The organism is Marinitoga sp. 1138 (assembly GCF_013363265.1).
Lineage (GTDB): Bacteria > Thermotogota > Thermotogae > Petrotogales > Petrotogaceae > Marinitoga > Marinitoga piezophila.
This window is the reverse complement of the sequence record NZ_LBFA01000020.1, coordinates 85,847-106,112: the sequence shown is the minus strand read 5'-3', so window position 1 is coordinate 106,112 and position 20,266 is coordinate 85,847. Positions and strand designations below refer to the sequence as shown.

Sequence of the window (20,266 nt, the reverse complement as noted above, 5' to 3'; positions counted from 1 at the left end):
TTCACCATTTTATTTAGCAAGAAAAAAACTCATCACTGAACTTTTTAAGAAACCAAAGAACTTTAAGGAGTTTGTTTTTAATTATTTTAAGCTCAGTGATGAGGAAATGAAAATCTTTGATGTGTTTTTAAGAAATTGCGTTCGATACGATATTAAATGGCCCATTACTCCTTATCCAAAAGGTAAGGTTCGTGATTTTGCTCTTAAATATGGTTTAGGCTATAAGCGTGTTGCTCTTGGTTATTACTCTTTTGAAGATGATGAAAGAGCTTTGATTGATGAGATTATTGAGAGGTTTTTAAAATAACCCTTCCAGAAATTCTGGAAGGATTATTTTTATTGAATTATCTTAATTCACTTTCGATGGACTTTCAAAGTTTGTTTTTATAAACCACACATTGATTTTTACTCCATCTATTTCTTCTATTTCATGTTTGAAATCTTCTATTGCTTCTGAATATATCACAAGCCAGCCTTCTTTTAAGCCACTTCTTTTTAAATATTCCACTAATTGCTTTTTCGATTTTTCATATTCATTTCCTGTTAGGTTTGTTTTTATTTCTATTAGATATTCCCTATTATTCAGATTTATTAATAAATCTATCCTTCCTCCTCCTACCTGTGTTTCTGGATATACCTTTCCTTCTGCTGCTTCTACATATAAGCTTAAGAATTGGTCTAAGTTATATTGATATACTCCTTCATAATAATTCCTTCCTTTGAACATTGTCGCTCCTCTTAATTTGATATATTCTGTATATCTTTCGAGTAATTTATTTAAATCAAGACTTCCGTCTTTTTTTATGTATGGCTTTATTGTATCATTTATTGTTGCCATATAGTTTTTTTCTCCGTTTATTTCCGGCATAAATCTTGTATATAATGCTTTGTAGTATAATGGTACTCTTACACAGCATTTACCTCCACAATTATCTATTACTCCGTGTTGATATAGAAAATTTATTCTTTTATCGTATATTGAAAATTTTACTTTTCCAGGCTCAAATAGTATTTTCATTATTAATTCCTTTTCTTTTTCTGCTTTATGCAATATATTGGCTATATTTTTATCAATATAGACATACATATAATCTTCAAGTGTCTTTTCAAAATGCTCCACTGTTATAATCTTTTCACCAGGAGCTTTTTTAGTAACTAAATCGTATGCAAGACCATTGGTTAGTCCAGGTTGCCCTGCTGCGTTATGCCATATTAATTCTTTTACTTTTTCATCGAATATTTGCCCTGTTTCTTTTTCATGTTGGCTTAATAAATCATATACCTGTTCTTTTGTAAAGTATGGTACTTCCATATGTTCTGCTATGTTAAATGGACTTGCATTGTCTTCCAATACTCCGCTTAAATAACTTACACTGATTAATATTACACTTCTGAGTTTATATCCATGTCTTGAATGATATATTTCTCTTATTACGTGTAGAAATTCATTCATTAATGTTTCGTTTAACCTTTCAAATTCATCTATCATTAAAATTACATCTTTTCCAAACTTTTTATTTATGTCCATTATATACTCATCTAATTCACTTATAGCTGATATTTTTTTTGGTTCAAAATCTATATCCATATTAAACTTAAAAAAATTCTTAACCTTTTTATTGAAGTTTTTTATAAACATCTCTTCTGTTTTTATTCTTCCAAAACTTTCAAATGATATAAATATTGGCAAATATTTCTCTTTTACTTTTTCTACAATATCCATCAACAATGTGGTTTTTCCACTCTGTCTTGGTGCAGATACTGTAAAATATCTCCAGTTTTCTATATGATCAAGCGCTTCTGCCATTATATCCGGTCTTTCAACATAATAACATGTTTTCTTATCAACTGGTCCTGACGTACAAAATGTTCTCATCGTTCCACCTCCGCTTCAATTATACCATATCAAAACAAAATGAGGCTTTCGGCTTATTTTGTTTGTATATAAATCTTTTTATATAATATGTTATGCTATAATTTACTTGAAGTTTATTCGACGAATATTTTTTATAAAAATTCTAAAATTAAATATTCTTCAGGAAGGGGAGAATAAAATGAAAAAAAAGTTTATTATCATTTTTATGATTTTAATATCTATCAACATTGTGGCTTTTTTTTCTAAAGTTCCATCTCCTTTTAGAGTTTCTTCATATAAAAAAAATACATATGTATTTATTCTCCTGGATAAATTTTCCTGGGAAAGCAATGATGATTATTATTTTCGATTTGGATTTTCAATTGAAGATTTTAATCTTCCAAATGAAAATGGCATCTATATAAAAAAAGACTTTCAAAATATATTTGAGTTACCTATTGACCTTTTAATAACACTGGGAGGTTATTTTGATTTTTCTGCTGATTTTGGTAATTTTATTGTAAGTTTAATGAGTTATAATGCATATACTTTTTTTCATCGCCATAATTCAAAATATATAAATATTAATATTGGAACAGAGCTTGAAAATACTATTTTTTCTCTTGGACTGGAAATAAGAAAAATTTATGATGTTAATTATAATACTTTAGAAATAATGAAAGAATATGAACCTATTTATACAGGTTATGGTACTTTTTCCTTTAAACTTAATTATGAAAATTATATTACTGTAGAATTTTCAAAACCTTTTTTTTATGAAGAAGATATACCGCTTTTTGATTTACATCCTATGATTTTTATTCATTTTAATAAAAAACTCTTTATAAATAATGAAAACAATGTTGAGATTTTAACAGGAGTTAAATGGATGGAAAATTCTTTCAAAGTTAGAACTGGTTTTTTAATTAATTTATAGGTGCTTTATACATAATATTAAAGCGAGTGTGATCCAATGAAAAGAATTATCTTATTTGTAATTATAATAAAATTGTTTTATATTATTTCATTTGGAATATTTATAGATTTTCACGAGCCATTTATTGAAGAATCTTCTTTTCGTTTGGCATATGGATTATCAACTCAATCAGCGCTTATAAAACTTTATTATGAATTTGATAAAAAAATAGAAGGCGGAATAATTCTTTCTAATAATGATAGCGATACTTATCAAATAACTTATTTTTTATATGGTAGCAAATATACTCTTTTTAATATTCCGCTTAATATTGCAATTGGTTATGAAGATTTTGTGGAGAACGATAATATTATGAATATGTTTTCTATTATAATTGGAAGAAAAGAAGATTTTTATTCATTATACGGAGGATTAAAAATAAGTCATTTTGATTTATTATATTCATATTCTGTATATTCTGTCAAACTCGTTGAAGATTTATTTTTAAATATTGGAATATCATTTGAAAATAAATTTGAAACTTTTAATTGTTTTGTTGGTTTTTCTATTTCTGAAGAAAACAAAAGTACACAAAAATTTCAGGCATTTTTTTCTACAAATAAAATAGATAAATTCCAATATGAATCAGATATTAATTTATTCAAATAAAAAAATCGTGCGGTTTTCCGCACGATTTTTTTATTTGATTTTGGTGGAGGCGGCGGGAGTCGAACCCGCGTCCGAAAGTAGAGTAAGCCGGACGTCTCCGAGCGCAGCCTGTGTTTTGCTTTCGCCTGGCGTTCGCCCACAGGCAGGCTAACGCCAGACTATCTCCCTGAATTGTCCCCGAAATCCCGGGAGAATGGATTTCAGGTAAGGGCCAATTTTATGACGCCCTTGCTAACCGCTCGGCCCCAACGGTTAGAAGGACGGCTGCGTTATATTATATTAAGCAGCTAATGCGTAATTTTCTTCGGCAATTCTCTTTTTGACCGATTGTTTTACGTGGTTACAGTCTTCCACGGCTCGCTTTCCGACTTACTCTACCCCCGTCGAAACCGTTTCGCCCCCGATACAACGCAATATTATATCATAAATTGTTTTATTTTTCAAAGAGTTTTTTCAAATTTTCGTTATATGGTGGTCTTACAACGCCTTTTTCTGTAATAATCGCTGTAATTAATTCGTTTGGTGTAACATCAAAAGCAGGATTATAAACTTTTATTTCTTCAGGAACCATTTTTGATTTATGACAATACCTAACTTCATCGTGTGATCTTTCTTCAATTGGAATTTCATTTCCTGTTGGTGTATCAAGGTCTATTGTAGATAATGGTGCTGCCACATAAAATGGGATTCCATGCTCTTTTGCAAGCACTGCAACTGAATATGTTCCTATTTTGTTTGCAGTATCTCCATTTGCAGCAATTCTATCTGCACCAACAATTACAGCATTTATTTTTCCCTGTTTCATTACCCAACCGGCCATATTATCGGAAATTAATGTTACATCAAATCCGTCTTTATATAACTCCCATACTGTAAGTCTTGCCCCCTGTAGATATGGTCTTGTTTCATCAGCATATACCTTTATATCTTTTCCCATATCCCTTGCGCCTCTGATTACTCCAAGTGCCGTTCCATAATCTACTGTAGCAAGGGAGCCTGTATTACAATGGGTTAAAACGGTATCTCCATCATTTAATAACTCGCCACCAAATCTCCCCATTGTTTTATTGGCTTCTATATCTTCAAATGCAATATCAAGAGCTTCTTTTTCAATTAATTCAACAATATTTTCTTCATTTTTTATTTCATTTAGTCTTTTTTCCATTCTTTCAAGAGCCCAGAAAAGGTTTACCGCTGTAGGTCGTGTGTTGGCAAGTGTTTTTTTAACCTCTTTCATTTTTTCTTCAAATTCTGGCTTACCTATAAATTCTTTTACGCCAAGAACATATCCAAAGGCTGCAGAGGCTCCTATTGCAGGAGCACCTCTAACAACCATATCTTTAATTGATTTTGCAACTTCTTCATATGTTTTACAGGTTACATATTTTTCTTCTAATGGTAAATATCTTTGATCTATTAATATGAATTCTTCACCAGTCCATTCCATGGACATAGTTTTTAACTTGCTCATTTTTCTTCATCCTTTTCCACTTCAGCAATTACCTTTTTAGCTAATTGAACATATGGAGCTACATGTTCTGGTTTTCCAAAGTATGCTGCAGGCTTTCCGTTATCCATATTTGTTCTTATTTCTTCACTAATTGGTATTTCTGCTAAAATTGGAAGATTATATTTTTCTGCCAGACTTTTTGCACCGTTTTTACCAAATATGTAGTGCTTTGTATGGCAATTTGGACATTCAAAGTATGCCATATTTTCAACAAGTCCCAATACTTTTTTGTTCATTACTGTAAAGAAATTAATTGCTCTTTCAACATCATCTTTTGATACTTCAGAAGGTGTTGTTACTATAATTGCACCATCAAATCTTTTTAACATCTGCATTACTGTTAATGGTTCATCACCTGTTCCGGGAGGTGCATCAATAACGAGATAATCTAAGTCTTCCCATTCAATATCGTTAAAGAATTGTTTTATAGTTCCTGTTTTTATCGGACCTCTCCATACTATTGGTTTTCCTGATTCCGGTACAAATTGAGAAACTGATATAACTTTTATTCCATTTACTTCTGGCGGTAAAATCTTTTCTCCAACCTGGTATGGATGATCTTTTTCTGTTCCACCAAGCATTCTCATTACGTTTGGACCATGCATGTCAATATCCATTAATCCAACCTTTCTTCCTTCGAGAGAAAGGGCTACAGCTAAATTTACAGCTATTGTAGATTTTCCAACTCCACCTTTACCACTCATTACCATTATTATGTGTTTGATATTTTTTAAATCATCCTGATTTGGTAAATTAAATTGAATTTTTTTATCTGCCATATTATTCCTCCTCAACAATTATCTCATATGTAACTTCTGCCACACCTTTTACAGTTGCAGAAGCAGAGCAATATTTTTCCTGAGATAATTTTACTGCTCTTTCTAATTTTTCCATTGGAAGATCTTTTCCTTTAAAATAATATTTGATATTTATTTTTGTAAATGCTTTTGGATGATCTTCTTTTCTTTCTGTTTCTAATTTTACTCTTAAATCTTTATAATTTACTTTCATTTTCTTTAAAATCAATGCTACATCTATTCCTGTACATCCACCAATTCCTGCTAAGAATAATTCAAGAGCTCTTGGCCCTGTATTTGCTCCTCCAACTTCAGGCGAGGCATCTATTATTACATCGTGTCCAGAAGGTGTCTTAGCTACAAATTGCATTCCACCCATATGTTTTAATTCTAATTCCATATTTAATACCTCCTGTTTTAAATATGATTTTTTCTGTCATATATATTTATATTATACATATATTGTGATTAATTTTAAATAACATAAAAATTAAGAGTTAAAAAAACTATAAAATATTATTTTGTTGGTAAATATAAAATTTTGATGTATAATTATAAGATGAATGTTATTATCCAGGAGGTTGAAGATGAAAAGATATTTATATATTTTTATAATAATTTTATTGGCAAGTATAAACATATTTGGTTCGCCTGATACATTTCAGGTTGTTGATAAGATCCCCGTTGGCGAAAGAACCTTTCATATAGACATTTATGGGAATTATGCTACAATTTGTAATTATAGTGGAACAGCTAAAGTAGTAGATTATGTAAATGGTGACACTGTATTGTATGTGGACAACGGAATACTTTCAATTCCAATGGCGGGATATTATATTAATAATTATCTATATGTTATAGACAACGGCGACCCTTCAATAAAGGTTATTAATAAATGGGGAAGTTTGAGCAGGAAATTAAAGCTTTACGCGAGACCTATTAATATGAAATATTCAAATGATAAATTTTATATTACTACAATTAATCCTTATGGTTTATATATAATAGACAAGCAAAAGCTTAAAATCGATAATTTTTATAAATTCCCTGTACGTGCTCCTTTTATTTCAATTATAGATGATGACATTATGGTTCCTATGTATGAAAACGAAAAGGATGACATTTTAAAAACTTATAAATTGCTTTTCGATCTTTCAAAAGAAGATTTTATAATAAACTTAAAACGTATTTTGTTCCCTATTGATATTGTAAAATACAATGATTATTATTATTTAGGTGAATATTTTGAAGGTGGAATTTTTGAATTTTCTGATAATTATCAAAAAAAGATCGCACAATTTGGAAAAAATCTTACGAATATAGGAATTTTCAATGATATGATTGTAGGTAATTCCCATTACGGCGGATTGTATTTTTATTCTTTTAAAGATAAAAAGATTAGACATATCCTAAAGGATATTCCTATTGTAGATTTTGCTTATAATAAATCAAATGACTTTTTATTTGCTATTTCTCATATTACAGGAGAATTTTTTGTAATTGATAAAAACCTCAAGGTGTATGAAAAACTAAAGATTGGAGATTATCTTATAGATATAGAGGTCCCAACAGATAATATAATACTGGTATTGGATACGGAAAATAAAACTCTTAATATTATAAGAAGGTTTTAATTAAATCCAGATGTTCGTGATGAGATGCGTTTAGCATTAATAAAAATTTACTTTGGAAAATCTCAAAATCAAAATCATTTAGCATTGCTATAGGATATAATATATCTTCCTCATTTGAAAAGAAGAGATTATATTTATAGTCTATAGATTTAAATACCCTGAAATTTTTCTTGTTTTTATATAAAATCACGGGAGTTCCCAGATATAATGATAATATCCCACCATGTAATCTATCAGAAATTACAAATTCGGATTTTAACATTTCATCTATTATTTTACTTTCATCTGTTATTGGAAAATTCATATTTATTTCTTTTTCAAATTGTTCAAAAAACTCATATGCATGTATGGAATCCTGAGATTTATTAAATACTATAGGGGTAAGTCTTTCAACTTTTAAATCTTTTAGTATTTTCACTATTTTAGACCAGTTTCTTTTGTTTTTTATTACTATAGAAACATGACCTTTTTGCGGATCACGCTTAAAGATTGTATTTTTATACTTCAAAACACCTATATCCACACCATATGCAAAGTTTCTAGAATATCTTTTTGCATATCTATAACTGGTTTTATCTCTTAAAATACCATAGAGATTTTTATATTTTAGAATTTTAGGTAATCTTCTTAATGCTGATTTGTGTTTAAAATGACCAAATCCCTGTGAAAAAAATACTATATTTTTTTTATAATGTTTTGCTATGTTTATTATAAATTCATAATACCAGAAACTTCTAAGAGAAGTCTCTGTTTGAAGAAGATTCCCTCCTCCAAATATAATTAAATTACTTTGATTTATTGTTTTTATTATACCTGGAATATCAAACTTTTCCACATTTGTAATTTTAAAATTTTCTTTTTCTAACGGTTTATCAGAAATAACATATATTTCTCCTATAAAACCTGATTCTTGAAGAAGATATAATGTTGATTCAAATAACATTTCATCTCCAAGATTCCCATGACCGTAATAACCTATAAGAAAAATTTTTTTCATATTTTTCTCTCCTTAGGGATTTTTTATGTATATATAGAATTATAATTCAGGAGGCGATTAAAATGTTTGTAAAAGACCTTGCATTAAATATTATACCAAAATCTCTCGATGCAGTTTCTGTTAGGCAGAGAGTTTATTCTCATAATATAGCTAATTATAACACACCCGGTTATAAAAGAAAAGACGTCTCCTTTGAAGAAGAGTTAAGAAAAGCTCTTGGAGATAGTAATGAAATAAAACTTAAAACTACAAATCAAAAACACTTAAAAAATATTCCAGATTTAAATGAAGTGAGTTATAATATAATCGAGGACAAATCAAGAAGCAATAGAGAAGATGGAAACAATGTTGATATTGACGTTGAAATGGTAAAAATGATGGAAAATACTTTACAATACAACGCTTTAACAAGGTTAATAAATTATAGATTTAATGATTACAAGACAGTTATAGGAGGCATTAGATAATGAATATAAACGCATTTAAAATAATGGATATTGCAGCAAGCGGGATGACTGCAGAAAGATTTAGATCAGAAGTTATATCAAATAATCTTGCTAATGCCAACACCACAAGAACAGAAAATGGTGGACCATATCGAAGAAAGATTGTAACCTTTAAAGAGGTTTTAAATAAAGAAAAAGCAACAAAGGATGAGCAATTATCTGGCGTAAAAGTCGGGAAATTGGCTGAGGATAAAAGCCCTTTTAGACTTGTTTACGATCCCGGACATCCTGACGCTGACGAAAACGGATATGTAAAGTATCCAAATGTTAATGTTTTACGTGAAATGGTCGATTTAATTACAGCACAGAGAGCTTATGAAGCAAATGTGGCTGTGGTGAATTCGGCAAAATCAATGTTTAATTCTGCATTATCTATTGGTCGTGGAGCATAGTTAGGAGGTGCAATAAATGATTGAAAAGGTACCAGGTATTTCAGGAATAAATGGAATTAATAATATAGCACGGACGCAAAAAAAGGATCAAACAAAACAGGGAAATCTCAATTTTGCAGATATCCTTAAAAACGCTATTGAAGATGTTAACAAAACGCAAAAGGTGGCTCAACAAATGAGTGCTGATTATGCAGCTGGTAAGATTGATAACATTCACAATGTTATTATTTCTGCCGAAAAGGCTTCTTTATCTTTAAAACTCACAACCGAAGTTACTAACAAGATAGTTCAGGCTTACAAAGAAATTATGAGAATGCAGATTTAATAAGTGAGGTTATTCGATGGAAAGATTGGAAAAAATTATTTCAATGGTTGATACTTTTTTTGAAGAGAATCCAGATGCATCATTTGATGATCTGGAGGATTTTCTTGTCAAAAATTTTGACAAAGAATCCATAGAAGAATATTTTCAACTACTTGGTGAAACAATGGTTAATCTTGAAAAAAAATTAAAGGATCCGGTGGTGAAAATGATGGATAATGAAATGGAAGTAAAAATAATTAAAAATCCTGATGAAGACTTATTAAAAAAACTGGATGTAGAAAAATGGCCAATTTGGACAAAGGAAGCTTCAAAATTTGATTGGTATTATGATGATTCTGAAGTTTGCTATATCCTCGAAGGTAAGGTAAAAGTATATACTGAAAACGGCGAGTATTTAATTGAAAAAGGTGACCTTGTACGATTTAAAAAGGGATTATCCTGCACCTGGGAGATTTTAGAAGATATTAAAAAACATTATAATTTCGGAATAAATATATAAGGCTCGAAAAATTCGAGCCTTATTTTATTATTTTAGCCACGTAATTTTAAATTTATTCTTTTTAATTCTTTATCCATATCAAGTATTTCTACATTTACTATTTGGTTTATGCTCACAACTTCTGAAGGATGTTTTATGTATTTTTCAGACATATTTGATTTGTGTATTAAACCATTTTCTTTTATTCCCAAATCTACAAATGCTCCAAAATCTGTTATATTTGTAACTCTTCCCTGTAAAATCATTCCAACCTTTAAATCATCAAAGGTTAAAACATCTTCATACAATAATGGTTGAGGTAATTCATCTCTTAAATCCCTGCCTGGTTTTTGTAATTCTGTTATTATGTCTTTGAGCGTATATTCCCCTATTTCAAGTTGTTCGGCTAATTTTTTTAATTCATTTTCACCATAATATTTTTTTAACTTTTCTCTTAATGTTTCTAATTTTTCTGAATTTAATATATCTTCTGGTTTAAAACCTAAATATTCTAATAATTGTATTGTTTTTTCATAACTTTCAGGATGAATACCTGTAACTTCAAGCGGATTATTCCCATCAAAAATTCTTAAAAACCCTGCTGCCTGTTCAAAAGCTTTAGGACCAAATCCTTTTACTTTTAATAATTCCTTTCTTTCTTTGAAAAATCCATTTTCTTCCCTGTATTTTACAATATTTTCCGCAAGTTTTGGTGTAATACCTGAAATATATTGTAATAATGCTGCTGAAGCTGTATTTAAATTTACCCCAACAAGATTCACAACATGTTCCACTGTATTTTCTAACTTTTCTTTTAGCAACTTTTGATTCATATCGTGCTGATATTGACCTACGCCCAATGATTTTGGATCTATTTTTACAAATTCTGCAAGAGGATCCTGAATACGTCTTCCTATACTTATGGCTCCCCTAACTGTGACATCTAAATCTGGAAATTCCTTAGCTGCTAATTTTGATGCTGAATATACAGAAGCTCCGGATTCATCTGCAAATATATATTTAAGACCAAGATTATGTTTTTTTACAACATCTACTATAAAACTCTGTGTTTCTCTTGAGGCTGTTCCGTTTCCAATTACTATAAGGTTTAGATTATATTTTTTTATAAAATCCAATACTATCTTTTCTGATTTTTCAAATTCATTTTGCGGCGGAACGGGATATATTGTTGCATTTTCCAGAAATTTGCCAGATTCATCAAGAGCTACTACTTTACATCCTGTTCTATATCCAGGGTCTATAGCAAGAACTCTTTTGTTTTTCAACGGTGGGGTTAATAATAGTTCCTTTAAATTCTTGGAAAACAATTCTATTGAAGATTCTTCAGCTCTTTGTGTAAGTAAATTTCTTACTTCATTTGAAATAGACGGAAAGAGCATATTTTTAAAACCATAGTCAAGTCCTTCTTTTATTATTTTATTGTTTTCCTCGTATTTTGTAAGATAGAATTTGTAGAGTTTTTCTATATATTTTTCTTCCAATGAGAGTTTTACGCTTAAAACACCTTCTTTTTCCCCACGATTTATAGATAAAACCCTATAATTTGGTATTTTTCTTATTTCTTGAGAAAATTCATGATACATATCGTATTTTGTCTTTTCTTCTATGAACTTTTTCTTTTTATTTGATTCAATTCTTCCATATTTTAATAAGTCATCTCTTAAAATTTTTCTTATTTTTTCATTATGAGCAAAATATTGACCTATAATATATTTTACTCCTTCAAAAACTTCTTCAACGCTTTTTACTTTATCATTTATGTATTTTTGAGCTTCCTGCTCAATATTTTCAATTTCCTCGGAAAGTAATTTCTTTGCAAATGGTTCTAAACCATTTTCTATTGCAATATCAGCCTTTGTTTTCTTTCTCTTTTTATATGGCAAATATAGATCTTCTACTTCACTGAGTTTTTTAGCCTGTAATATTTTATTTTTTAATTCTTCTGTTAATTTTCCCTGCTCTTCTATTGATTTTAAAACACTTTCTTTTCTTTTTTCAAGATCTGTATAGTATTGGAATAATTCAGAAATTTTTCTTATGATTTCTTCATTTAAATTTCCTGTTGCTTCTTTTCTATAACGACTTATAAACGGTATTGTGTTTCCATCATTTAAAAGATTTACCGTATTTTTTACCTGCCAATCCTTTATTTTTAATTCTTCGGAAATATTTTTCAATATATCCATTCTATCACTCCCTTAAATTAATACCATGTAATTAAAACAGGGGATTTCTCCCCTGTTTTATTTAATTATACAATTATAAAATTAATTTTCTTCTGTATTTTCTTCTTTTTCTTTTTGCTTTTCTTCGAAGTTTTCAACTTCAACTATTTCTACTTTTTCCTTTAAGAAATCTGCAACCTTTTTGCTTAAGATATCCCACATAAGATTTCCTAAAATTTCTGCATTTGAATAAACAATTTCTCTTGCCTTGTCATGAGGAATTCTCCACATATGAGCAAATGAATGTATAGCTTCGCTTAATTCTTTTTCTTCAACCTTTAAATTATTATCTTCTGAAATTTTGTTAATTACTGTCATTTCCTTAATTGATCTTATAGCCTGTTCTTTTAATTCATCAAGATATTTTTCTTCTCCACCGTATTTTTCCACTTCTTCATCGTATTTTCCGCTATTTTTAACTCTTTCAAGAGTTTTTTCAACAAAATCTTCTATTGTTTCCTCTGATACATCTATATCAACATACTTGTGTAATTCTGCTAATATGTAATTTCTTACATAATCTTCCTTCCATACTTTAAATGATTCTGCTCCTTCTTTTGAGAGCTTTTCTTTTAATTCAAGAACTGAATTTACTTCGCTGTCTAATGTTTTTGCTATTTCATCTGTTAATTCAGGTACTATTCTTTTATAAACTCCTTCAACATTGATTTTATACACGTATTTTTTGTCTTCAAATTCTCTGTTTATTTCAACGTAATCTCCCTTTTTCTTTCCAACAAGATCCTGAACCATAGGTCTTTTATCTTCTTCGTATAATACATATTCGCTTTCTTTATCTTTATATAATTCTTTTCCGTCTTCTGTAACTACTGTATATTTTACTTTTACAAGATCATTGATCTCTGCTGGCTCTTCTTTTTCTTCAAGAATAGGATTTTCTTCTAATAAATCCTTTATTCTTTCTTCTACAAATTTTTCTACAACTTCTTTTTCTGTTGGGACCTCTACTTTCATTTCCTCAAATTTCATTGATGTAATTTCAGGATGCTCGTGAACTAATACTTCAACTTCTGCAAAATCATTATCAAGAGCAAATGATTCAATATATGGACCAAATAAAATCTTATCATCTCTAAATTCTTCTTCAACCTGATCTAATAATATTTCTCTAACCATTTCAACAAAATCTTCACCAAATTTGATTTTCATAACTTTCTTAGGCACTTTACCTTTTCTGAAACCATGAAATGTATATCTCTGGTTTAATTCTCTAACAATCTGGTCTTCTGCTTTTGTAATATCGCTTTTGTCAAATTTTACAAGATATCTTTTTACGTTTTTGTCTGTAGATAATACTTCTTTCTGCATTTTCAACACTCCTTTTTCTTATTTTGATTTATATATACTGATTATATTATACTTGCAAAATACTTTAATACTGTTAAAATTAAGTCAAATTAGGATTTCAGATAAGTAATAAATTTAATAAGAAGAAATATATTTTCTTTTGATTTTTTATAGAAAAAAAGGTATAATATGTATATAAAAAATTATTTCTGGTAGGGGGAAAAATTCATGGGGTAAATAATAAAAGTATCCGGGATATTTTATTTAAACAAAATCTGTTTATTATTATATCTATTGTTCTTGTTGTAGTAATCTTATTGCTATTTTCAATGAACATTATCTTTAAAAAATTATATACTTCAACAGTAACCAAAACATTAAATTCAATCACTTCTTTTTATAATTCTCAAATCCCGTTGCTAGATGTTTATAGTTTAAAAGCCGAAGAAATGACAGAAGTTATACTAAAAGAAGTTTTAGATGTATTTATAAATAATCCTGAAAATTTTAAAAACTTTTTTCAGGAATATAAATTTAACAAATTCAAAAACAATCCTTTTGTAAAGGACATAAACTATTATATTATCAATAAAAATGGAGAAATAATCGAGACTGATTATGAACCTGATCTTGGATTAAATTTGGCAAAAAGAATTCCTTCATACTGGAAGTTTATTCAAAAAAAGCTAAGTAAAACAGATCCATATATTAGTATGCTTTCTTTTGAAGTAAAAACAAACTTTCCAAGAATGTATGCTTATAAGACTTTAGATAACGGAAATATTTTCGAGCTGGGAATATTGTTAAATGAAAATTCTGTCCCTATATTCTTTAAAACAATTTCTGTTTTGAACTTTAATTTTATACAAAACATATATACTTATAATATAAACTATACACCTTTCTCAAGCAAGTTTCCTTTATTAAGCAAAGAAGAGAAAAATATTTTTGAAAATTCTCCTGTTAATACTGGAAAAGTTAATGATTACACTATAAGAGAATTATCAAACTGGAAAAAAGCTTATATCTACTTCAAATGGTCTCCACCAACTATAAATAATAGAAAGTTTAATTTTGTTGTTTTAACAAAAGTTGTAATGGATTTTTCTGAAATAATTTCTTTAAAAAATATCGTAGAAATTTTATTTATTATAATAACCTTTTCTGTTGCTATTATTGTTCTGATATTTAGTTACAGAAATGCTTTACGCGTAGAAAAACCTATTACAAATTTAATAAAAAATATTGAGGATGGCAATATTGGTAAAATCGATGATCATACCGGTGTTAGAGAAATAGATACTCTTATAAAATATTATTCGCATATAACAAAAACATTGGCGCAGAAATTAAGTGAAGAAGAAAGGGAATTTTCAAATCTTAAAAGAAAACTTGAATCAATGGAAAAAGAAAAAAACTTACTATACGATATGGCTTTAAAAGATACTTTAACAAAGCTATTTAATAAAAAAGGTGCAATGAATATAATTACTAAAATAATTAAAAATCAGGAAAGTTTCTGTGTTATTTATCTTGAAGTCGACAATTATTACCTTGTAAAAGATTCATTAGGAATAGAAGAAGCTAATGATATGATTTTAAATCTTGTGGATATCATGAAACAAACATTTAGAGATAGAGATTTTGTTTTCAGATTTACAGACTCTGAATTTGTAGTAGTTTTAAGATTTGTTAATCTGGAAATTTCTCAACGGGTTTTAAAAAGATTTGTTGATGCCATAAAGAAATTTAATATTACTACTGATGCCAAATACAAAATTTCAATAAGCTACGGTTTAATTGAATACAAAAATCAGAATATTGATAATTTATTTAAAGATGCACAGAAAAAAATGAAAGAAATGAAAGAATTAAAAAAGAGCCTGTTAAGAAAGATGAAATCTTCTAAACAATAAAAAATATTATCACCTAAATTAATTTTAAATTGAGGGTTGGTGTAAAATGGATTTAATACCTTTTTACGAAAAAGGGAATACAAAAGTATTTTTATTTATTCTTCCTCCTTTTGGCGTAAACACTTATGTTATTGACGATGATAATACATTGATTATAATTGATCCAGGAAAAGGAAATGATATAATATTTCAATTTTTTAATCCTGAAAATTATCCAGAAAAATATATTCTGATAACTCATGGCCATTATGACCATATTGCTGGTCTGGAAATACTAAAAGATAAAGGATTTAAAATTTTGGTTCCACATAAAGAAATAAGTTACTTAAACGATAGTTCTAAAAATCTAAGTTATATGTTTGGTGTTGATTTTAAATTAAACATTAATGTTGAAACACTTTATGAAGGTTATTATAAAATTGGCAATTTAAAATTTCTTGCAAAATATTTTCCGGGACATACTCCTGGTTCAATGATTTATGACTTTGGTAATTTTATATTTACCGGAGATTTTATGTTTAGTGATTCAATTGGCAGAACTGACCTTCCATATGGCGATGAGAAAATGATGAAAAGATCCATTTCCATATTTAAAGAATTTATAAAATCAAAAAAAGATACCACTATAATAATGCCCGGCCATATGAATATCTGTTATCTTGAAGAATTAAAAAATGACAATATCTTTTTAAAATATGGAGGTTAGAAAATGATTGAAAGGTATTCCCTATCCCCCTTAAAGGAATTATGGTCAGAAGAAGAAAAATACAAAAGATGGCTGGAAATCGAATTAGCAGTTATTGAAGCTTTTGAGGAAAAAAATATTGCACCAAAAGGTACTGCTGAAAAAATTAGAAAAAAAGCTGTTATTGATGTCGAAAAAATTCTTGAAATTGAAAGTGTAGTAGATCATGATGTCATTGCCTTTATTAAATCTATAACAGATGAAATGGGTGATGAAGCAAGATTCTTTCATAAAGGATTAACCTCTTCAGACATAGTAGATACAGCCTGGTCTTTGGGATTAAAAAGAGCTGGAGAAATAATTTTAAAAGAAATGTATACATTAGCTGATATTTTAAAAGATAATGCTGTTAAATATAAATATCTTTACACTGTAGGAAGGTCTCATGGTGTTCATGCAGAACCAACTTCTTTTGGTTTAAAGATGCTTTCCTATCTTGCTGAATTAAATAGAAATATTGATCGTTTAAAAAATTCTATAGATAATATTTCATTTGGAAAATTAAGTGGTGCAGTGGGAAATTACGCAAATATTGATCCGGAAATTGAAGAAATTGCTCTTAATAAATTAGGATTAAAGCCAGAAACTGTTGCTACACAGGTTGTTCCAAGAGATAGACATGCTGAATTTCTTTCAACACTTGCTTTAATTGGTGCCGGAATTGAAAGAATTGCAATAGAGATAAGGCATTTACAAAAAACTGAAGTACTTGAAGCTCAGGAACCTTTCAAAAAAGGACAAAGAGGTTCATCAGCAATGCCGCACAAAAAGAATCCTATACTCTGTGAAAGACTGACCGGTATGGCAAGAATGCTCAGAAGTTATACTGTTGGAGGATACGAAAACATTGCACTATGGCATGAAAGGGATATTTCTCATTCATCTGTGGAAAGAGTATTTCTTCCTGATGCAACATTAATTGCATATTATATGGTGAAAAAAACACAATATTTAATGGAAAACTTAATTGTTTACGAGGATAGAATAAAGGAAACCTTTCAAAGATCATATAATCTTGTTTATTCGCAAAGAGTGTTATTAGCTTTGATTGATAAAGGTTTAAGCCGTGAAGAAGGTTATAAATTCGTTCAAAAATATGCTCTTGAAGCATGGGATAACAGAAATGATTTTAAAGAAATATTATGGAATGACGAAAAAATACGTTCCTTATTTTCAAAGGAAGAGTTTGATAAATTATTTACTCCTGACTATTATCTTAGAAATATTGACGCCATATATAAACGTTTTGGGTTATAATAAATAAAAGCGCGGATTAATCCGCGCTTTTATTATTATTTTTTCGCAATTGATATTCTTACCATGTTCTTCTCAATTTCTGCCTGGACTTTTGCTTTTTCAACAGAACTTTCTGCATGATTTAATTTTTCTTTTGCAGCTTCAATTGCTTTCATTGCAGTCTCTACATCTATTTCATCAGGCCTTTCGGCTGCTGTGGTAAGAACTATCATCTCTTTACCGTCCATTTCAAGAATTCCGCCATGAACAGCAAATACTTCTTCTTTTCCATCTTTGTGTCTTACCTTTAAAGGAGCTACTTTTAATTTGGCAACAATGGGCAATCTATTTGTTAAAACACCCATGCCACCTTCTATTGTTGTAAATTCGGCATATTCTGCTTCAATTGTTGTTTTTACTCCTTTGGGGGTTACTATTTTTAAATCAAACATTTTACCCCCTCCTTAAACTTTTATTCCCATATTCTTTGCCTTTTCCAATGCCTGTTCTATTGTACCAACCATATAGAATGCCTGTTCAGGAATATGGTCGTATTTTCCTTCTAAAATTTCTTTAAATCCTTTTACTGTGTCTTCAACTTTTACATATTGACCTTCAATTCCAGAGAACTTTTCTGCAACAAAGAATGGTTGAGTTAAGAATCTCTGTATTTTTCTTGCTCTTTGAACTGTAAGTTTATCTTCTTCTGATAATTCTTCAATACCAAGAATAGCAATAATATCCTGTAAATCTTTATATCTCTGCAATACCTGTTGAACACCACGAGCAACACTATAATGTTCATCACCAAGAACTGCCGGATCAAGAACCTTTGATGTTGAATCAAGTGGATCAACTGCAGGATATAAACCTAATTCTGCAATTTGCCTTGATAAAACAATTGTTGCTTCAAGATGTGTAAATGTTGTTGCTGGAGCAGGGTCTGTAATATCATCTGCAGGAACATAAACAGCCTGAACAGATGTAATAGAACCATCTTTTGTAGATGTAATTCTTTCCTGTAACTGACCAACGTCAGTTGCAAGTGTTGGTTGATAACCAACAGCTGATGGCATACGTCCTAAAAGAGCAGAAACCTCCGAACCAGCCTGAACAAATCTGAAGATATTATCTATAAATAATAATACATCTTTTTTCTGAACATCCCTAAAGTATTCAGCCATTGTCAATGCTGTTAAAGCTATTCTAAACCTTGCTCCTGGTGGTTCGTTCATCTGACCGAATACAAGAGCTGTATTTGGTAAAACTCCTGATTCTTGCATTTCAAGCCATAAGTCATTACCTTCCCTGGTTCTTTCTCCAACACCAGCAAAAAGTGAAAGACCTTTATGTTCAATAGCGATATTTCTTATAAGTTCCATAACAAGAACTGTTTTACCAACACCTGCACCACCGAAGAAACCTATCTTACCACCTTTTGGGAATGGTGCAAGAAGGTCAATAACCTTAATACCTGTTTCAAGTATTTCAATTTCTGTTGATTGTTCTTTTAATGTTGGTGGTTCCCTATGAATTGGCCAATATTCTTTTGCATTAACATCGCCTCTTTCATCAATTGGATCACCAAGAAGATTGAACATTCTACCAAGTGTAGCATCACCTACAGGTACCTTAATAGGTTCTCCTGTATCTACAACTTCAAGCCCTCTTTTTAAACCGTCTGTAGAATCAAGTGCAACACATCTAACTGTATTATCACCAATTAATTGTTCAACCTCTAAAACAAGTTTATGATTAGTATATGGATTTATAACTTCAAGTGCATTATAAACTTCTGGAAGTTTACCTGTATCAAATTTAACATCCACAACGGGGCCTATGATACTAACTACTTTTCCTATATTTTTTTCCACTTATTACACCCCCAAAAATTCTTATTATTCTTCTTGCAATGCCTGTGCTCCGTTTACTATTTCGATTAATTCCTGTGTAATTGAAGCCTGTCTTGCTTTATTATAAGCTAATGTGAGCTTTTCGATTAAGTTCTTTGCATTATCTGTAGCATTATGCATTGCATTTTTCCTTGCATATAATTCACTAATCTTTGTTTCATACAAAATCATATACATTTTTGATAAAAGATATAAATATGCAGCTTCTTCAAATAGTTCTTTTGAATCTGGTTCATATTCATATCTTGATTCATTTTTACCTTCAAAAGATACAGGAAGCAAATCAACTATTTCAGGTTTTTGGACAAGGGCATTTTTAAATGCACCATATACTACTTTAACCTTTCCTATACCTTTTTCTTCAATAATATCAATTATATCATCAAGAACATATTCTGCATTTTCCTGCGTAGGAACATCGTATAGTTTGGTTCTGGATAATATTAATTTGCCTGTTTTTTTAAGTTCTATTTCACCTTTTGTTCCAATATTTACAAAACCAACAAAATCTTCTGTTTTATTTGCTAAGTTCATAGCTTCCTTCGCTAATTCCATAGGGAATGCTCCGCACAACCCCATATCTGGTGTAACTGTTACTATTAAAGTGCCAGGCTTTTTTGATGTATATATACTATCTTCAACAGGAGATAATTTCTTTATAACCTTTTCTGCATAATATGCATAATCTTTTAATGCCTGAATATCTTTTACAATCTTGTTGGCTTTTGCCGCAGCAACCATTTCCATTGCTTTTGTAATTTTCATAGTTGACTGCGTTGAAGCACGCCTTTGTTTTAATATTCTAAGTTTTCCACGACTCATG

At 29.5% G+C, this 20,266-nt stretch carries 20 protein-coding genes, 1 other RNA gene and 1 pseudogene; 11 read left to right on the top strand and 11 right to left on the bottom strand.

From position 1 onward, the window contains the following. Positions 1 to 307 (top strand): annotated as a pseudogene (locus XO11_RS07860) (hypothetical protein); the annotation flags it as partial. Between the two features lie 42 nt (positions 308 to 349). On the opposite strand, the gene XO11_RS07855 reads toward XO11_RS07860, so the two are convergent. Continuing rightward, entirely contained in the window at positions 350 to 1,876 is a 1,527-nt protein-coding gene (locus XO11_RS07855) for an AAA-like domain-containing protein (protein ID WP_175418458.1), read from the bottom strand. 178 nt (positions 1,877 to 2,054) lie between these two features. On the opposite strand from XO11_RS07855, the gene XO11_RS07850 reads away from it, so the two are divergent. Beyond that, positions 2,055 to 2,792 carry a hypothetical protein gene (locus XO11_RS07850; protein ID WP_014297073.1) on the top strand — a complete coding sequence of 246 codons (738 nt, stop codon included), beginning with the start codon at positions 2,055 to 2,057 and terminating at the stop codon, positions 2,790 to 2,792. Positions 2,793 to 2,828: 36 nt separating this feature from the next. Further along, positions 2,829 to 3,440: a hypothetical protein gene (locus XO11_RS07845; RefSeq protein ID WP_175418457.1), complete on the top strand. Its 612-nt coding sequence runs from the start codon at positions 2,829 to 2,831 to the stop codon at positions 3,438 to 3,440. Positions 3,441 to 3,481: 41 nt separating this feature from the next. Here the strand turns inward: XO11_RS07845 and ssrA are convergent. The 4 genes from ssrA to XO11_RS07825 form a co-directional block, all read right to left on the bottom strand. After that, positions 3,482 to 3,842: a transfer-messenger RNA gene (gene ssrA, locus XO11_RS07840) on the bottom strand. A gap of 31 nt (positions 3,843 to 3,873) precedes the next feature. Further along, complete coding sequence (gene mtnA, locus XO11_RS07835; RefSeq protein WP_014297071.1) at positions 3,874 to 4,911, bottom strand: S-methyl-5-thioribose-1-phosphate isomerase; 1,038 nt, start codon at positions 4,909 to 4,911, stop codon at positions 3,874 to 3,876. After that, positions 4,908 to 5,729, bottom strand: coding sequence for an Mrp/NBP35 family ATP-binding protein (locus tag XO11_RS07830; protein ID WP_075780672.1), 822 nt, complete (start codon positions 5,727 to 5,729; stop codon positions 4,908 to 4,910). The genes mtnA and XO11_RS07830 overlap by 4 nt, the downstream gene beginning before the upstream one ends. A 1-nt stretch (position 5,730) precedes the next feature. Then, complete coding sequence (locus XO11_RS07825; protein WP_014297069.1) at positions 5,731 to 6,147, bottom strand: OsmC family protein; 417 nt, start codon at positions 6,145 to 6,147, stop codon at positions 5,731 to 5,733. Between the two features lie 187 nt (positions 6,148 to 6,334). On the opposite strand from XO11_RS07825, the gene XO11_RS07820 reads away from it, so the two are divergent. Continuing rightward, positions 6,335 to 7,381, top strand: a complete 1,047-nt coding sequence (locus tag XO11_RS07820; RefSeq protein ID WP_075780671.1) for a hypothetical protein — start codon at positions 6,335 to 6,337, stop codon at positions 7,379 to 7,381. Here XO11_RS07820 and XO11_RS07815 read toward each other — a convergent pair. Beyond that, on the bottom strand, positions 7,365 to 8,378 hold the full coding sequence (locus tag XO11_RS07815) for a polysaccharide pyruvyl transferase family protein (RefSeq protein WP_014297067.1): 1,014 nt from the start codon (positions 8,376 to 8,378) through the stop codon (positions 7,365 to 7,367). The two genes, XO11_RS07820 and XO11_RS07815, sit on opposite strands and share 17 nt — an antisense overlap. Before the next feature lie 62 nt (positions 8,379 to 8,440). On the opposite strand from XO11_RS07815, the gene flgB reads away from it, so the two are divergent. The 4 genes from flgB (at position 8,441) to XO11_RS10745 (ending at position 10,100) form a co-directional block, all read left to right on the top strand. Next, positions 8,441 to 8,845, top strand: a complete 405-nt coding sequence (gene flgB, locus XO11_RS07810) for a flagellar basal body rod protein FlgB (RefSeq protein WP_014297066.1) — start codon at positions 8,441 to 8,443, stop codon at positions 8,843 to 8,845. Positions 8,846 to 8,850: 5 nt separating this feature from the next. Continuing rightward, the gene (flgC, locus tag XO11_RS07805; RefSeq protein WP_041639029.1) at positions 8,851 to 9,276 is read left to right on the top strand and encodes a flagellar basal body rod protein FlgC; all 426 of its coding nucleotides are present in this window, start codon (positions 8,851 to 8,853) and stop codon (positions 9,274 to 9,276) included. Between the two features lie 16 nt (positions 9,277 to 9,292). Then, positions 9,293 to 9,601, top strand: coding sequence for a flagellar hook-basal body complex protein FliE (fliE, locus tag XO11_RS07800; RefSeq protein ID WP_014297064.1), 309 nt, complete (start codon positions 9,293 to 9,295; stop codon positions 9,599 to 9,601). Positions 9,602 to 9,821: 220 nt separating this feature from the next. Further along, the gene (locus XO11_RS10745; protein WP_041639028.1) at positions 9,822 to 10,100 is read left to right on the top strand and encodes a cupin domain-containing protein; all 279 of its coding nucleotides are present in this window, start codon (positions 9,822 to 9,824) and stop codon (positions 10,098 to 10,100) included. A 32-nt stretch (positions 10,101 to 10,132) separates the two neighbouring features. Here the strand turns inward: XO11_RS10745 and XO11_RS07790 are convergent, their stop codons facing one another. Both XO11_RS07790 and tig read right to left on the bottom strand, forming a co-directional pair. Then, a complete protein-coding gene (locus tag XO11_RS07790) occupies positions 10,133 to 12,286 on the bottom strand; it encodes a Tex family protein (protein ID WP_175418456.1) in 2,154 nt (717 codons plus the stop codon). An 81-nt stretch (positions 12,287 to 12,367) separates the two neighbouring features. Further along, complete coding sequence (gene tig / locus XO11_RS07785) at positions 12,368 to 13,654, bottom strand: trigger factor (protein WP_014297061.1); 1,287 nt, start codon at positions 13,652 to 13,654, stop codon at positions 12,368 to 12,370. A 308-nt stretch (positions 13,655 to 13,962) separates the two neighbouring features. On the opposite strand from tig, the gene XO11_RS07780 reads away from it, so the two are divergent. From XO11_RS07780 to purB, 3 genes are read left to right on the top strand one after another with little or no spacing between them, the layout of a single operon-like run. Continuing rightward, entirely contained in the window at positions 13,963 to 15,549 is a 1,587-nt protein-coding gene (locus XO11_RS07780; RefSeq protein WP_014297060.1) for a GGDEF domain-containing protein, read from the top strand. Between the two features lie 46 nt (positions 15,550 to 15,595). Further along, a complete protein-coding gene (locus XO11_RS07775) occupies positions 15,596 to 16,255 on the top strand; it encodes an MBL fold metallo-hydrolase (protein WP_014297059.1) in 660 nt (219 codons plus the stop codon). A 3-nt stretch (positions 16,256 to 16,258) separates the two neighbouring features. Beyond that, on the top strand, positions 16,259 to 17,551 hold the full coding sequence (gene purB, locus XO11_RS07770; RefSeq protein ID WP_014297058.1) for an adenylosuccinate lyase: 1,293 nt from the start codon (positions 16,259 to 16,261) through the stop codon (positions 17,549 to 17,551). Between the two features lie 35 nt (positions 17,552 to 17,586). Here the strand turns inward: purB and atpC are convergent, their stop codons facing one another. From atpC to atpG, 3 genes are read right to left on the bottom strand one after another with little or no spacing between them, the layout of a single operon-like run. After that, positions 17,587 to 17,982 (bottom strand): ATP synthase F1 subunit epsilon, encoded by a 396-nt coding sequence (atpC, locus tag XO11_RS07765; protein ID WP_014297057.1) that lies wholly within the window; start codon positions 17,980 to 17,982, stop codon positions 17,587 to 17,589. A 12-nt stretch (positions 17,983 to 17,994) separates the two neighbouring features. After that, entirely contained in the window at positions 17,995 to 19,404 is a 1,410-nt protein-coding gene (gene atpD / locus XO11_RS07760) for a F0F1 ATP synthase subunit beta (protein WP_014297056.1), read from the bottom strand. A 24-nt stretch (positions 19,405 to 19,428) separates the two neighbouring features. Next, complete coding sequence (gene atpG / locus XO11_RS07755) at positions 19,429 to 20,265, bottom strand: ATP synthase F1 subunit gamma (RefSeq protein WP_014297055.1); 837 nt, start codon at positions 20,263 to 20,265, stop codon at positions 19,429 to 19,431. Position 20,266: the final 1 nt, after the last annotated feature.

Bases quoted from the DNA above. Each gene is read 5' to 3' on its own strand.
- XO11_RS07855 (WP_175418458.1), bottom strand. From the start codon at position 1,876: ATGAGAACATTTTGTACGTCAGGACCAGTTGATAAGAAAACATGTTAT.
- XO11_RS07850 (WP_014297073.1), top strand. From the start codon at position 2,055: ATGAAAAAAAAGTTTATTATCATTTTTATGATTTTAATATCTATCAAC.
- XO11_RS07845 (WP_175418457.1), top strand. From the start codon at position 2,829: ATGAAAAGAATTATCTTATTTGTAATTATAATAAAATTGTTTTATATT.
- mtnA (WP_014297071.1), bottom strand. From the start codon at position 4,911: ATGAGCAAGTTAAAAACTATGTCCATGGAATGGACTGGTGAAGAATTC.
- XO11_RS07830 (WP_075780672.1), bottom strand. From the start codon at position 5,729: ATGGCAGATAAAAAAATTCAATTTAATTTACCAAATCAGGATGATTTA.
- XO11_RS07825 (WP_014297069.1), bottom strand. From the start codon at position 6,147: ATGGAATTAGAATTAAAACATATGGGTGGAATGCAATTTGTAGCTAAG.
- XO11_RS07820 (WP_075780671.1), top strand. From the start codon at position 6,335: ATGAAAAGATATTTATATATTTTTATAATAATTTTATTGGCAAGTATA.
- XO11_RS07815 (WP_014297067.1), bottom strand. From the start codon at position 8,378: ATGAAAAAAATTTTTCTTATAGGTTATTACGGTCATGGGAATCTTGGA.
- flgB (WP_014297066.1), top strand. From the start codon at position 8,441: ATGTTTGTAAAAGACCTTGCATTAAATATTATACCAAAATCTCTCGAT.
- fliE (WP_014297064.1), top strand. From the start codon at position 9,293: ATGATTGAAAAGGTACCAGGTATTTCAGGAATAAATGGAATTAATAAT.
- XO11_RS10745 (WP_041639028.1), top strand. From the start codon at position 9,822: ATGGAAGTAAAAATAATTAAAAATCCTGATGAAGACTTATTAAAAAAA.
- XO11_RS07790 (WP_175418456.1), bottom strand. From the start codon at position 12,286: ATGGATATATTGAAAAATATTTCCGAAGAATTAAAAATAAAGGATTGG.
- tig (WP_014297061.1), bottom strand. From the start codon at position 13,654: ATGCAGAAAGAAGTATTATCTACAGACAAAAACGTAAAAAGATATCTT.
- XO11_RS07780 (WP_014297060.1), top strand. From the start codon at position 13,963: ATGAACATTATCTTTAAAAAATTATATACTTCAACAGTAACCAAAACA.
- XO11_RS07775 (WP_014297059.1), top strand. From the start codon at position 15,596: ATGGATTTAATACCTTTTTACGAAAAAGGGAATACAAAAGTATTTTTA.
- purB (WP_014297058.1), top strand. From the start codon at position 16,259: ATGATTGAAAGGTATTCCCTATCCCCCTTAAAGGAATTATGGTCAGAA.
- atpC (WP_014297057.1), bottom strand. From the start codon at position 17,982: ATGTTTGATTTAAAAATAGTAACCCCCAAAGGAGTAAAAACAACAATT.
- atpG (WP_014297055.1), bottom strand. From the start codon at position 20,265: ATGAGTCGTGGAAAACTTAGAATATTAAAACAAAGGCGTGCTTCAACG.